The organism is Streptomyces sp. NPDC001204, from assembly GCF_053598035.1.
Map to the genome: position 1 here is coordinate 202,589 of NZ_JBSFJL010000011.1, position 13,228 is coordinate 215,816.

A 13,228-nucleotide genomic window follows, 5' to 3' on the forward strand; every position below is an offset into this window, starting at 1 on the left:
ATCCAGCGAGTGGAGGTCCCGATGAGCAAGGTGATCCGCGCCGCCCTCTTCCAGACCGCGTGGACCGGCGACAAGGAATCCATGATCCAGGTCCACGAGCAGGCGGCCCGCGACGCCGCCGCGCAGGGCGCCCAGGTGCTGTGCTTCCAGGAACTGTTCTACGGACCGTACTTCTGCCAGGTCCAGGACCCCGCGTTCTACGAGTACGCCGAGCAGATCCCCGAGGGCCCGATCGTCCGGCGCTTCCAGGCGCTCGCGAAGGAACTCGGCCTCGTCCTGGTGCTGCCGATGTACGAGGAGGAGCAGCCCGGCGTCCTCTACAACACCGCCGCCATAATCGACGCGGACGGCTCCTACCTCGGCAAGTACCGCAAGACCCACATCCCGCAGGTCAAGGGCTTCTGGGAGAAATTCTACTTCCGGCCCGGCAACAGCGGCTGGCCGATCTTCGACACCAAGGCGGGCAGGATCGGTGTCTACATCTGCTACGACCGGCACTTCCCGGAGGGCTGGCGGGCCCTCGGACTGGCCGGCGCCGAGATCGTCTTCAACCCGTCGGCCACCTCGCGCGGACTGTCCGGCTACCTGTGGCAGCTGGAGCAGCCGGCGGCCGCCGTCGCCAACGAGTACTTCGTCGGCGCGATCAACCGGGTGGGCGTCGAGGAGTACGGGGACAACGACTTCTACGGCACCTCGTACTTCGTGGACCCGGAGGCGCAGTTCGTCGGCGAACCGGCGAGCGACAAGGACACCGAACTCGTCGTGCGCGACCTGGACCTGGCCAAGCTGCGCGAGGTCCGCGACCGCTGGCAGTTCTACCGCGACCGCGCCCCGGGCACGTACGAGCCGCTGACCGCGCCCTGACCGGGGACCCGCGACCCACCGTGCACACCCGACCGGAAGGAGAGGGAGCATGAGCCGCACCGTCATCCGCGGCGGCCTCGTCATCACCGCCGCCGACGAGATCCACGCCGACGTCCTGATCGAGGACGGCCGCATCGCCGCCCTCGCCGCCTCCGGCACCCCGGCCGCCGGGGCGTTCACCGCCGAGCGGACCATCGACGCCACCGGCAAGTACGTGATCCCGGGCGGGGTCGACGGCCACACCCACATGGAGATGCCCTTCGGCGGCACCTACGCCGCGGACACCTTCGAGACCGGCACCCGGGCCGCCGCCTGGGGCGGCACGACCACGATCGTGGACTTCGCCATCCAGACCGTCGGCGGAACCCTGCGCGAGGGCCTGGACGCCTGGCACGCCAAGGCCGAGGGCAACTGCGCGATCGACTACGGCTTCCACATGATCGTCTCCGATGTGAACCAGGAGACGCTCAAGGAGATGGACCTCCTGGTGGAGGAGGGCGTGACCTCCTTCAAGCAGTTCATGGCCTACCCGGGCGTCTTCTACAGCGACGACGGGCAGATCCTGCGCGCCATGCAGCGTGCCGCCGACAACGGCGGACTGATCATGATGCACGCCGAGAACGGCATCGCCATCGACGTCCTGGTCGAACAGGCACTGGCCCGTGGCGAGACCGACCCGCGCTACCACGGAGAGGTCCGCAAGGCCCTGCTGGAGGCCGAGGCCACCCACCGCGCCATCCGGCTCGCCCAGGTCGCGGGCGCGCCGCTGTACGTCGTGCACGTCTCGGCGCAGGAGGCGGTCGCCGAACTGGCCAGGGCACGCGACCAGGGACTGCACGTCTTCGGCGAGACCTGCCCGCAGTACCTGTTCCTGTCCACCGACAACCTCGCCGAGCCCGGTTTCGAGGGCGCCAAGTACGTGTGCTCGACGCCCCTTCGCCCCAAGGAGCACCAGGCGGCCCTGTGGAGGGGCCTGCGCACCAACGACCTCCAGGTGGTCTCCACCGACCACTGCCCCTTCTGCTTCACCGGCCAGAAGGAACTCGGCCGCGGCGACTTCTCCAAGATCCCCAACGGCATGCCGGGCGTGGAGAACCGGATGGACCTGCTCCACCAGGCCGTCGTCGACGGGCACATCTCGCGCCGCCGCTGGATCGAGATCGCCTGCGCCACCCCGGCCCGCATGTTCGGCATGTACCCGAAGAAGGGCACGATCGCGCCGGGCGCCGACGCGGACGTCGTCATCTACGACCCGCACGCCGAGCAGGTCATGTCCGCCGAGACCCACCACATGAACGTCGACTACTCGGCGTACGAGGGCAGGCGGATCACCGGCCGGGTGGAGACCGTGTTCTCCCGCGGCGTACCCGTCATCACCGAGCGGGAGTACACCGGGCGCGCCGGGCACGGCGCCTACACCCCGCGCTCCACCTGCCAGTACCTCGACTAGGAGTGCCGCCCATGGACTTCGGACTCGTCCTGCAGACCGACCCGCCGGCCTCGCGCGTGGTCAGCCTGATGAAGCGCGCCGAGCACAACGGCTTCCGCTACGGCTGGACCTTCGACTCCGCCGTGCTCTGGCAGGAGCCGTTCGTGATCTACAGCCAGATCCTCGCGAACACCGAGAAGCTGACCGTCGGCCCCATGGTCACCAACCCCGGCACCCGCACCTGGGAGGTCACCGCCTCCACCTTCGCCACCCTCAACGACATGTTCGGCAACCGCACGGTCTGCGGGATCGGCCGCGGCGACTCCGCGATGCGGGTGGCCGGCCGCAAACCCAACACCCTGGCCCGGATCAGCGAGGCGATGAAGGTGATCCGGGCGCTGGGCAGGGGCGAGGAGGCCGACCTCGGCGGCACGGTGATCAGGTTCCCGTGGATCAAGCCGGGCGCGGAACTGCCCGTGTGGATGGCCGCGTACGGCCCCAAGGCGCTGAAGATGACCGGTGAGGAGGCCGACGGGTTCATCCTCCAGCTCGCCGACCTCTATCTGACCGAGTACATGGTGAAGGCCGTGAAGGACGCGGCGGCCGCGGCCGGGCGCGACCCGTCCGAGGTGAAGATCTGCGTCGCCGCCCCGGCGTACGTCACCGCCGACGACTCGCCCGAGGCGCTCGCCCACGCCCGCGACCAGTGCCGGTGGTTCGGCGGCATGGTCGGCAATCACGTGGCCGACCTGGTCACCCGCTACGGCGAGCACTCCGCCGCCGTCCCCGACGAACTCACCGACTACATCAAGGCCCGCCAGGGCTACGACTACGCCCACCACGGGCGCAGCGGCAACCCGGACACGCAGTTCGTGCCGGACGAGATCGTCGACCGGTTCTGCGTGGTCGGACCGGTCGAGAAGCACATCGAGAAGCTGAACGCGCTGCGTGAGCTGGGCGTGGACCAGTTCGCCGTGTACGACATGCACGACGCGCAGGAAGCCGTGATCGACGCGTACGGGCAGCAGATCATCCCGGCCGTCAACTCCTGAGTCCCCGAGCGCTGTTCCCATCCCCCCTCTGTCCCCCCTCCCCGCCTCCCCGAGGAGGGGCCGGGCGCCCGCACCGCCCCGTTTCGACCCGTCTCATCGATTGGGCTGCCCATGACCGACACCGCTCCTCCGGCCATACCGCCGTCCGCGCAGGTCACCCTCCCCGACGGGCGGGTGGAGATCGCCCCCGGCACTCCGCCGCCCAGCGGGCCCTACGCCAACGCGGACCTGCTGCCCGTCCCGGTCGCCCAGCGCACCTGGACCACGTACAACTTCTCCGCACTGTGGGTCGGCATGGCCCACAACACGGCCTCCTGGACCCTGGCCTCCGGTCTGATCGCCGTCGGGATGGACTGGAAGCAGGCGGTGTTCACCATCGCCCTGGCCAACCTGATCGTGCTCGTCCCCATGCTGCTCACCGGGCACGCGGGACCCAAGTACGGCATCCCCTTCCCGGTCTTCGCCCGCGCCTCCTTCGGCGTGCGCGGTGCCAACCTGCCCGCCGTGGTACGGGCGTTGGTGGCGTGCGGCTGGTTCGGCATCCAGACCTGGATCGGCGGCGAGGCGATCTACTTCCTCGCCGGGAAGCTGATCGGCAGCGGCTGGACGGACGCCGCGAAGGTGGGCGGCCACGCCTGGACGATGTGGCTCTCGTTCGCCATCTTCTGGCTGATCCAGGTGGCCGTCATCTACCGGGGCATGGAGACCATCCGCCGGTTCGAGAACTGGGCGGCGCCCTTCGTGCTCGTCGGCGCCTTCGTGATGCTGTGGTGGATGAGCAGCAAGGCCGGCGGACTCGGCCCGCTCTTCGACCAGCCGTCGAAACTGGGCTGGGGAGCGGACTTCTGGAAACTTTTCGCGCCCTCCCTGATGGGCATGATCGGCTTCTGGTCCACCCTGTCGCTGAACATCCCGGACTTCACCCGGTACGGCAGGAGCCAGAAGGCGCAGACCCGGGGCCAGGCGCTCGGACTGCCCACGACCATGACCCTGTTCGCGTTCCTGTCCGTGTTGGTCACCTCCGGCTCCCAGGCCGTGTACGGCGAACCTGTGTGGGACCCGGTGCAGTTGGCGGCGAAGACGGACAACGTGGTGGGCCTGGTGTACGCGCTGGTCACCGTGCTGGTGGCGACCCTGTCGGTCAACATCGCGGCCAACATGGTCTCCCCGGCCTTCGACTTCTCCAACGTCGCGCCGCGCAAGGTCAGTTTCCGCACCGGCGCCCTCGTCACCGCCGTGCTCGCGGTGGTGATGTGCCCGTGGAAGCTGTACGCCGACCCGCAGGGCTACATCTTCACCTGGCTCGGCCTGGTCGGCGGACTGCTCGGCACGGTCGCCGGCATCCTCATCGCCGACTACTGGGTCCTCAGGCGCTCCCGGCTCGACCTGGCCGACCTGTACCGCGCGGGCGGACGCTACTGGTACGAGGGCGGCTGGAACTGGCGGGCGGTCGTGGCCTTCGTGGTGGGCGGCGTGCTGGCCATCGGCGGTGCGGACTTCCACCCGCTGATCGACGGCCGGCCCATCCCGGCCCTGAAGTCCCTCGCCGACTACGGCTGGGCGGTGGGCCTGGGCACCTCGCTGGTGCTGTACCTGCTGCTGATGGCGGCGCGCGGCCGGCAGCGGGCCACCGTCTGACGCGCGTCACCGTCCGAAGCGTTTCACCGCCCGGGGAGGACGGTCAGCCCGTGCGACCGTTCTCCAGGGCGGCCATCGCCTCCTTGGCGGCCTTGATGGCGCCCTTGTTGATCTCGTCCGTGCTCGGCGCCTTCTTCGACTCGAAGTCGCTGCCGTTGTACGTGACGACCACGATCGCGTTGGCGGCGCGGGCCAGCACCACGCCCTCGCGGGTCTCCTGCTTGTCCTCGGTGGTCAGGTTCACCACCGAGTAGGCGCTGTCACCGAGACCGGGCACGGCCCCGCCGCCGCTCTTGTCGGTGGTCCGCTGCTCGTACGACTTCAGCGCCGCCTCGTCCGTCGCCATGATCTCGAAGGACACGTCGAGCCAGCGGTAGTCGTAGTCCTTGAGCGCGTTCCAGGAGCAGGTCCGGCGCACGTTGGTGTCCGTCGACGGGATCTCCTTGCCCGCCGTCTTGGCACCCGGCACCAGGGACGTGATCGTCTTCTCGGCGACGCTGGTGCACGGTGCGGGGGCGGACGCGTACGTCTTGGTCACCGCGGTCGACGACGGAGCGGACGGCTCGGAGGACGCACCGTCGCCGGCGCCGCGGTCCTCCTGCTGTGCGGCCTTGGGACCGGCGGCGGCCGGGGAGGCGGCGAGCGGGCCGGACGTCAACGCCCAGCCCGCGCAGGCGAGCACGACGACCGGACTCAGTCGCGCGGTGAGCGCGAGGGGGAGAGGAAGTTCACGCACGGCGCACTTCTCGTGTGGGGGACGGACGCGGTGGGGATCGATTCCGCACCGCGGACGGGACCTCAGTGTCACACGAGTCCCCGCGTGGCGGAAGCGGTACTCCGCTCCGTGCCCGCGCGGTTACGGCCGCCCGCTCCTGACGCACCGTTTGCCGTTTATGTCCTGACGGAGGGAGGGGGGAACGGAGCCGGACGCTTGAGGCCGCGCGGAGCAACTCCTCGTCCCCGCCGAGCAGTCGGGGCCGGTGACAGCGCGCGTGGACACTACGGCACCCGCGCCGTCCACCGCTCCGAACCGAACTTCGTCCGCGCCAGCTCCCGCGCGCGGGCCAGCTCCTCGTCGGTCGCCTTGCCGACCGTCAGCCCGTACCGGGCGCGGAAGGACTCCACCATCCGCGCGATGACCGCCTCACGGGCGAGCCCGGTCTGCCGGCGCAGCGGGTCCACCCGCTTCTTCGCGCTCCCGATGCCCTTGTCGGACAGCTTCTCCCGCCCGATCCGCAGCACCTCCAGCATCTTGCCGGCGTCGATGTCGTACGACATGGTCACGTGGTGCAGCACCGCTCCGGGCCCTCCGCCCGGTCCCACCATCCGCTTCTGCGCGGCGCCCGCGATCTTGCCCTGGTCGGTGGCGATGTCGTTCAGCGGCTGGTACCAGGCCCGGATCCCCATGTCGCCGAGGGCGCCGAGCACCCAGTCGTCCAGGTAGGCGTAGCTGTCCTGGAAGGACAGCCCCTGCACCAGCGCCTCCGGCACCGACAGCGAGTACGTGATCGTGTTGCCCGGCTCGACGAACATCGCGCCGCCGCCGGAGATGCGGCGCACCACCTCGACTCCGTGCCGCGCCGCCCCCTCGGGGTCCACCTCGTTGCGCAGCGACTGGAAACTGCCGATGATCACCGCGGGCGCGGCCCACTCCCACACGCGCAGGGTCGGCGGACGCCGGCCAGCGGCGACCTCCGCCGTCAGCACCTCGTCCAGTGCCATGTGCAGCGCGGGGGACTGCGGGCCCTCGTGGACGAGCTGCCAGTCGTAGTCCGTCCAGTCCGTGGCGTGCGCCAGCGCGCGGCGCACCGCGATCCCGACGCCCTCGGACGTCAGCCCGTACATCACGGTGCCCTCGGGCAGCGCCGCGTCGATCCGGGCGGCCAGGCCCGCCGCGGCGGTGTCCGCGGGTGCGCCCTCCAGCGCGCGGTTCACTGCGTCCAGGGCCTCGTCCGGCTCCAGGAAGAAGTCGCCCGCCACGCGCACGTGCCGCAGCGAGCCGTCCTCGACCTCCACGTCCACGACGACGAGCTTGCCGCCGGGGACCTTGTACTCACCGTGCACCGTCCGACCTCCGATCTGCCGCAGCAGACCAACACCGCGGGCTCCCACGGTGTTCCCGCGGGCCGGGCGGGAGCGGGCAAGGTCACACGGGTGCCGGAGCGGTGGATGCCTGAGCGGCCCCGTCGTGGCGTGCCTGCGTCGGCTGTGCGCTGGGCAGGGGCAGGTCCAGCTGCTCTCGGATCCGGCGGACGTACGTGTCTCCGTTGTGCTCGTCCACCGAGCGCAGATGCCCGAGGAAGGTGTCCGCGTCGGACGCCCTGGCGGCCTGCCGCCAGAACGGCAGCCCCGCTTCGAGCTCCGCCACTAGTTGTCCGGCCGGCCGCTGCGCCCCGGACAGGTCGGCGTCCTTGAGCAGCCGGATGGTCTCGGCCTGCGCCTCGGCCATCCGGCCGGCCCAGGCCTTTGCTCCGGCGAGGTCCTGCCGGGGGCCTTCCGCCGGACGGAGCACGCCCGCGGTGTTCAGCGGCTTCACGGCGGAGAGGAAGGCCAGCTGACCGGAGTCCAGGTCGGACGCGTCGCGCTTGACCGTGGTGTCGAGTTCCGCGTCGCCCTTCGGGGCCACCCAGCACCGCACGGTGCGATTCCCGGCTGCCCAGCTCCGTTCGGCCGGATAGTAGTAGTAGGTCTGCAACGGCCCGAAGGCCACCGGGTCGAGCGAGTAGTCGAGAAAGAGTTTCGCGCACCGGGGCATCGCGATCGCCGCGATCGTGTCGGTGCCTGGGAAGTCCCGCTGTCCGGAGAGCGTGAAGGAGGCGTACGCCTCCCCTCGATGCGACGTGTCGCACGGCACCAGCTCCACACTCGCGTCATTCAGCGCTGATTTGTCCCGCTCTATCTCGGTGCCCGGGTTGAAGCAGTCACCGGTGCGGAGTGAGAGGATCGTGGTCCACCCGCTTCTCGTGACCTCGCCGCTGCTGTCTCTGCCGGGAAGCGTCCACACCTTGAAGTCGGCCGTCCCCGCGACGAGGGCGGCCAGCAGCAGAACGGCACCGGAGACGGAGATCCCGGCAATCGCGAGCCCCTTGCCCCGCTGTCCCTTCCTGGATATCTGCACCAGCGCGACGATGCCGAATATCAATCCCAGGGGTGCGAGGCACACCAGTGACGTCACCAGCGCCGTGACCGCGAAGCCGTTCAGCGTCGGCTGAACCGGCTGGCCCGCCGGGTTCCACTGCGGTCCCCAGGGCTGTCCTGGGCCCGGCGCGGACGTGGGTGGCTGAGGAGGATGGGACGGCGGGGGAAACGACACGGATTCTGAGCCTTTCTCGATACAACGGAGACCCAGCGCCAGTTCATGCGCGTAGAAAGACGCGGTGAGAGCGAACCACGCCCAAGGGGATGACGCCGAGCCGTTGTGCGGAAGCGCCGGTCGGCGCCTACGAAGTCTGTGCGGCGGAAGCGTTCCTCGGAGCGGTGACGAACGACGTCCAGGCGGGGGCCGTGTCCGTGAGAACCGGGCCGTGGGAGAGCTTGTCGCGGACGGGGACGACCCGCGTGAGACCGCCGGCGACCTCGACGCAGTTCCCGCCGTCGCCGTTGCTGCAGCTGCTCTTGCGCCAGACGGCCGTGCTCAAGTCGATCCCGCCGCTTGCCGTTTCGGTCATCCTCAGCCGCTTCCTCGATCAGGGCGAGGGACGCCTCCGGAGGCAGTGCGGCGGCCCTGAGCAGATCGTACGACCTGCGGTACTCCTTCACGAGGGCTGGATCATCGATGGTGTCGCCGCCGTGCAGCGCCTCTGTGCAGACCGGGGGCGGGCGTCCGGGTTCTGAAGTGATGAGGTCGAGGACGAGCCGTCGTGTGTGTCGATATGCGCGGAATGACCGTCGGGATGATCGCGGCCGAGTGTTGCTGTACAGTCCGCGCCGCTCCGCCGTGACGTAAGGAAAAGGTCCATGCGAACTCGCCTCCGGTGTGCCCTTGTGCTCGTACTCCCACTCGTGTTCTCGCTGGACGCATGTGGAGTTGACGCGGGGAAGCCGGTCGGGGAGGCGGGAAGCCCCGAGGTGGCGACGCCTTCGTCCGCGACGCCCGAGCCGTCCGCGACGCCCGAGTCGCCGTTGGACTTCCTCGACCTCGCGGCGAAGGCGATGGCCGAGGAGCCCGCCTGGACCTTCTCCGTGAAGGGGGAGGAGGGGCTCACTCTCCAGGGGCAGAAGAACGCGGCGACCTACCGGGCCACGGTCCGGCGCTCGATGAAGCCGGAGGTGCTGCGGTCCGAGGGCGTCACCACCACCAGCAAGGGGACCAGGAAGAACGAGGAGATGTACGTCGCCGGCGGCACCGCCTACCTCAGGGAGGGTGACACGCCCTGGAAGCACGCACCCGTCACCGACCCGGAAATGCGGAACAAGGTCGAGGACCCGGTAGCGGTCGTCGAAGAATTCCGGACGTACGCGAAGGCCGCCGGGGGAGACGTGAAGGTGATCGGGACGGGCGACGGCACGGTGGAACTCCACGTCGCGAGCGGCAAGCGCAAGCTGAGTGCCGTCGCGGACCGGGCCTGGGCGAAGAAGGCGAAGCGCGAGTTCGATCCGACGGCTGAACAGCTCCGCAAGGCGGGGGTGGCCGTCGAGGATGCCCAGTTGACGCTCTCCGGCCTTGACGAAGTGCTGGTCCTGGACGCGAAGACGTATCGGATCAGGAGTCACCGGCTGGACTTCGGTTTCCTGATCCCGTACGGCGGCGCCGACCTCACGTTCGAGCAGCATGTAGGTGAGGAGAACCAGGGGGCGTACGCCGGGAGGATTGAGCCACCGGCGGACGTGCGGTGAGATGAGGTCGTTCGCCCGGACCGACCGACGCGCGGAAACAGCGAGGTAAGACACCGCATGTTCACCACCCGGCCCACGCTCCAGGGCACCTTCGGCATGGTGTCCTCCACCCACTGGCTCGCCTCGCAGTCGGCGATGGCCGTGCTGGAGGACGGTGGCAACGCCTACGACGCGGCCGTGGCCGGGGCCTTCGTACTGCACGTCGTGGAGCCGCACCTGAACGGCCCCGCCGGTGAGGTGCCGATCCTGCTCGCCCCGGCCGGCGGCGAGGTGCGGGTGCTGTGCGGGCAGGGTGTCGCCCCGGCCGGGGCGACGGTCGCGCACTACCGGGCGCTCGGGCTGGACCTCGTACCCGGCACCGGCCCGCTGGCCGCCGCCGTACCGGGCGCTTTCGACGCGTGGACGGTGCTGCTGCGCGACCACGGCACGAAGTCCCTCGACGACGTCCTCACGTACGCCATCGGGTACGCCGAGCACGGGCACGCGCCCGTGGAGCGCGTCGGCGAGACCGTCGAGACCGTGCGGCGGCTGTTCGAGACCGAGTGGACCTCGTCCGCCGAGGTCTACCTGCCCGGTGGGCGCTCGCCCCGCCCCGGCACGCTGCTGCGCAACCCCGCGCTCGCCGCCACCTGGAAGCGGGTGCTCACCGAGAGCGCGGGCGCGGGGGACCGGGAGGCGCGGATCGAGGCCGCGCGGGAGGTGTGGCGCACCGGTTTCATCGCCGAGGCGCTGGTCCGGCAGGCCGGGCGGCCGACGCTGGACACCAGCGGCGAACGGCACACCGGCACCCTGACGGCCGCCGACCTCGCCGCCTGGTCCGCGACCTACGAGACTCCGGCGACGTACGACTGGAACGGCTGGACCGTGTGCAAGGCCGGCCCCTGGAGCCAGGGTCCGGTACTCCTCCAGCAACTGGCCCTCCTCCCGTCCGAACTGCCCCCGTACGGCTCCGCCGACTACGTCCACCTGCTCATCGAGGGCTGCAAGCTCGCCATGGCCGACCGGGAGGCCTGGTACGGGGACGCCGCCGAGGTGCCGCTGGCGGAGCTGCTGTCGGCGCCGTACAACACCGAGCGGCGGAGGCTGGTCGGCGACGCCGCCTCGTACGAGCTGCGGCCCGGCAGCCCCGGCGGGCGCGTCCCGCGGCTGAGCACGCACGCGCACGCGGTGGCCACCGGCGAGGGCGAGTTCGACGCGATGGGCGTCGGCGAGCCGACGTTCGCCAAGAGCCCCGCGTCACCCGTGCCGGGCGAACCCGACGTGGCCGCCGACGGCGGCACGCGCGGCGACACCTGCCACATCGACGTCGTCGACCGCTGGGGCAACATGGTCGCCGCCACGCCCAGCGGCGGCTGGCTCCAGTCCAACCCGGTCGTGCCCGAGTTGGGCTTCCCGCTCGGCACCCGGCTCCAGATGGCCTGGCTGGAGGAGGGCCTGCCCAACTCGCTGACGCCGGGCCGCCGTCCACGCACCACCCTCACCCCCTCGATCGCGCTGCGCGACGGGGTGCCCGTCATGGCGTTCGGCACGCCCGGCGGGGACCAGCAGGACCAGTGGCAGCTGCACTTCCTCCTCGCGGTCGCGCTGCGCGCCGCCGTCCGCGGCGGCCTCGACCTCCAGGGCGCCATCGACGCGCCGAACTGGCACAACGACAGCTTCCCCGGCTCCTTCTACCCGCGCGGGACGCGGCCCGGCAGCGTCACCGTCGAGTCCCGCATGGACGCGGAGGTCGTCCGCGAGCTGCGACGCCGGGGTCATGACGTGACCGTCGGCGGGCCGTGGTCCGAGGGACGCCTGTGCGCCGTCGCCCGCTGCCCCGAGACCGGCATCCTGTCCGCGGCCGCCAACCCGCGGGGGATGCACGGGTACGCGGTCGGCCGGTGAGGTGTTCGGCCGGCGTCCGGCACACGCCGGCCGCGGGCGTCCACCGGACGGTGCCCGGATGTCCGATGACGGGTGTTCACGCCGATTCCATCCGGAGTGCACCGGCCCGGCGGGGAATGTCAGTGGGGCATGGTCTCATAGAGACATGATCGAAGAGACGGAAACCATCGAAGAGTTTCTCGCACGTCACTCGGCCGACGTGGAGGAGGCGGTCCGCAAGGCCGCCGCGGCCGAGATCATGCCCCGCTTCCGGCGGCTGGCGGAGCACGAGGTGGACCAGAAGTCCGGACCGCACGACCTGGTGACGGACGCGGACCGGCTGGCCGAGCGGTACCTCACGGACGCGCTCGGCGCCCTGCTGCCGGGCTCGGTCGTGGTCGGCGAGGAGGCGGTGCACGCCGACCCGGCGGTCTACGAGGCGGTACGGGGCGACGCCCCCGTCTGGATCGTCGACCCGGTCGACGGCACACGGCAGTTCGTGCACGGCGACCCCGGCTTCTGCACCCTGGTGGCCCTCGCCCGGCACGGCGTCGTGCTCGCCTCCTGGACGTACGCGCCGGCGCGCGACCAACTCGCCACGGCCGTACGGGGTCAGGGCGCGTTCCTCGACGGCGTACCCCTGCGCTGCGGTGCGCCCGAGCCGGGGCGGCCGCTCGAAGTCGCCACGTCCCACCCCGACTACACGACGGACGAACAGAAGCGGGCCCTGCGCGGCCTGTGGTCGGACGGTGTCGCGCCACGTCCCTGCGGGTCGGCGGGACTGGAGTATCTGGCCGTCGCCCGGGGCGAGTTGGACGCCACTGCCTTCTGCTGGGAGGCGGCCTGGGACCACGCGGCGGGCCTCCTCCTGGTCGAGGAGGCCGGCGGCACCCACCTGACCCTGACCGGCACCCCCTTCCGCATCACGGGCGGCAACACCCTGCCGTTCACAGCGGCGCGAGACACGGCGACGGCCCGCCGCATCACCGGTCTCCTCACCGCCCCGGACGCCCACACCCCCTCGCCCGGCGTGTAAGGCCCGCCCCGGGCGCCTGATCCCGACGAGTCCGTGTACGGCGGGCGCCTGCCCCGACCCTGGCGAGTTCGGGCACGGCGGGCGCCTGCCCCGACCCCGGCGAGACCGGTCACGCTGGGCCTCGGCCCCCTGATCCCGGCAAGCCCGGCCGGCCACCGGCCTCGCCCCGGCCTGTCCGGTGTCAGTGGCTCGTCCTGGTGATTCCGGTTCCCCGCCTGCCGCCTGCCGCCTGCCGCCTGCCGCCTGCCGCCTGCCGCTTGGCGCGAGGCGCCCTGCTGGGCGTGCCCCGAGCCCGGCAGCTCGGGCGCGGTCGCCCTCCCACCCGGGCGGATGCCTCCGGCCCCGCCGCGCGGGCCGCCCCGCCTCTGTGCGCCAGCCGACCGGATCACGGCGCCGGACTCCGGCCCGGGCCTGCGGGGCCGGCCTGTCCCCGGCCCCCCTACCCCGAAGGTCGCCCTTCCCGGGGTCGCCCCGTCCCCAAGGGCTTCCCCATCCCAAGGGCTGCGCTGC

General features: G+C 71.2%; 11 protein-coding genes and 1 pseudogene. 7 read left to right on the forward strand and 5 right to left on the reverse strand.

The features are described 5' to 3' along the window. Positions 1 to 21: 21 nt before the first annotated feature. From ACWC91_RS18090 to ACWC91_RS18105, 4 genes are all read left to right on the forward strand, one after another. The gene (locus tag ACWC91_RS18090; RefSeq protein WP_376504835.1) at positions 22 to 864 is read left to right on the forward strand and encodes a nitrilase-related carbon-nitrogen hydrolase; all 843 of its coding nucleotides are present in this window, start codon (positions 22 to 24) and stop codon (positions 862 to 864) included. Between the two features lie 49 nt (positions 865 to 913). Beyond that, positions 914 to 2,314: a dihydropyrimidinase gene (gene hydA / locus ACWC91_RS18095; RefSeq protein WP_450643954.1), complete on the forward strand. Its 1,401-nt coding sequence runs from the start codon at positions 914 to 916 to the stop codon at positions 2,312 to 2,314. 11 nt (positions 2,315 to 2,325) lie between these two features. Next, on the forward strand, positions 2,326 to 3,345 hold the full coding sequence (locus tag ACWC91_RS18100; protein WP_141356869.1) for a TIGR03842 family LLM class F420-dependent oxidoreductase: 1,020 nt from the start codon (positions 2,326 to 2,328) through the stop codon (positions 3,343 to 3,345). Between the two features lie 111 nt (positions 3,346 to 3,456). Continuing rightward, complete coding sequence (locus tag ACWC91_RS18105; protein WP_225078234.1) at positions 3,457 to 4,983, forward strand: NCS1 family nucleobase:cation symporter-1; 1,527 nt, start codon at positions 3,457 to 3,459, stop codon at positions 4,981 to 4,983. Positions 4,984 to 5,026: 43 nt separating this feature from the next. On the opposite strand, the gene ACWC91_RS18110 is transcribed toward ACWC91_RS18105, so the two are convergent. From ACWC91_RS18110 to ACWC91_RS18130, 5 genes and pseudogenes are all read right to left on the reverse strand, one after another. Then, positions 5,027 to 5,719, reverse strand: a complete 693-nt coding sequence (locus ACWC91_RS18110) for a hypothetical protein (RefSeq protein ID WP_225078233.1) — start codon at positions 5,717 to 5,719, stop codon at positions 5,027 to 5,029. 263 nt (positions 5,720 to 5,982) lie between these two features. Beyond that, positions 5,983 to 7,047 carry a lipoate--protein ligase family protein gene (locus ACWC91_RS18115; protein ID WP_225078232.1) on the reverse strand — a complete coding sequence of 355 codons (1,065 nt, stop codon included), beginning with the start codon at positions 7,045 to 7,047 and terminating at the stop codon, positions 5,983 to 5,985. 82 nt (positions 7,048 to 7,129) lie between these two features. After that, complete coding sequence (locus tag ACWC91_RS18120; protein ID WP_450643953.1) at positions 7,130 to 8,296, reverse strand: DUF4190 domain-containing protein; 1,167 nt, start codon at positions 8,294 to 8,296, stop codon at positions 7,130 to 7,132. 127 nt (positions 8,297 to 8,423) lie between these two features. Further along, positions 8,424 to 8,651, reverse strand: a complete 228-nt coding sequence (locus tag ACWC91_RS18125; protein ID WP_450643952.1) for a DUF397 domain-containing protein — start codon at positions 8,649 to 8,651, stop codon at positions 8,424 to 8,426. Then, positions 8,626 to 8,823: pseudogene (locus tag ACWC91_RS18130) on the reverse strand (Scr1 family TA system antitoxin-like transcriptional regulator); the annotation flags it as partial. The gene ACWC91_RS18125 and the pseudogene ACWC91_RS18130, both read right to left, overlap by 26 nt. Positions 8,824 to 9,051: 228 nt before the next feature. On the opposite strand from ACWC91_RS18130, the gene ACWC91_RS18135 reads away from it, so the two are divergent. From ACWC91_RS18135 to ACWC91_RS18145, 3 genes are all read left to right on the forward strand, one after another. Continuing rightward, positions 9,052 to 9,819, forward strand: coding sequence for a hypothetical protein (locus ACWC91_RS18135; RefSeq protein ID WP_450643951.1), 768 nt, complete (start codon positions 9,052 to 9,054; stop codon positions 9,817 to 9,819). Positions 9,820 to 9,876: 57 nt separating this feature from the next. Then, a complete protein-coding gene (locus tag ACWC91_RS18140; protein ID WP_450643950.1) occupies positions 9,877 to 11,703 on the forward strand; it encodes a gamma-glutamyltransferase family protein in 1,827 nt (608 codons plus the stop codon). A 145-nt stretch (positions 11,704 to 11,848) separates the two neighbouring features. Beyond that, positions 11,849 to 12,718 (forward strand): inositol monophosphatase family protein, encoded by an 870-nt coding sequence (locus ACWC91_RS18145; RefSeq protein ID WP_281154235.1) that lies wholly within the window; start codon positions 11,849 to 11,851, stop codon positions 12,716 to 12,718. Positions 12,719 to 13,228: the final 510 nt, after the last annotated feature.

Coding starts and splice junctions, on each gene's coding strand:
- ACWC91_RS18125 (WP_450643952.1), bottom strand. CDS start 8,651: ATGACCGAAACGGCAAGCGGCGGGATCGACTTGAGCACGGCCGTCTGG.
- ACWC91_RS18105 (WP_225078234.1), top strand. CDS start 3,457: ATGACCGACACCGCTCCTCCGGCCATACCGCCGTCCGCGCAGGTCACC.
- ACWC91_RS18090 (WP_376504835.1), top strand. CDS start 22: ATGAGCAAGGTGATCCGCGCCGCCCTCTTCCAGACCGCGTGGACCGGC.
- ACWC91_RS18100 (WP_141356869.1), top strand. CDS start 2,326: ATGGACTTCGGACTCGTCCTGCAGACCGACCCGCCGGCCTCGCGCGTG.
- ACWC91_RS18140 (WP_450643950.1), top strand. CDS start 9,877: ATGTTCACCACCCGGCCCACGCTCCAGGGCACCTTCGGCATGGTGTCC.
- ACWC91_RS18145 (WP_281154235.1), top strand. CDS start 11,849: ATGATCGAAGAGACGGAAACCATCGAAGAGTTTCTCGCACGTCACTCG.
- hydA (WP_450643954.1), top strand. CDS start 914: ATGAGCCGCACCGTCATCCGCGGCGGCCTCGTCATCACCGCCGCCGAC.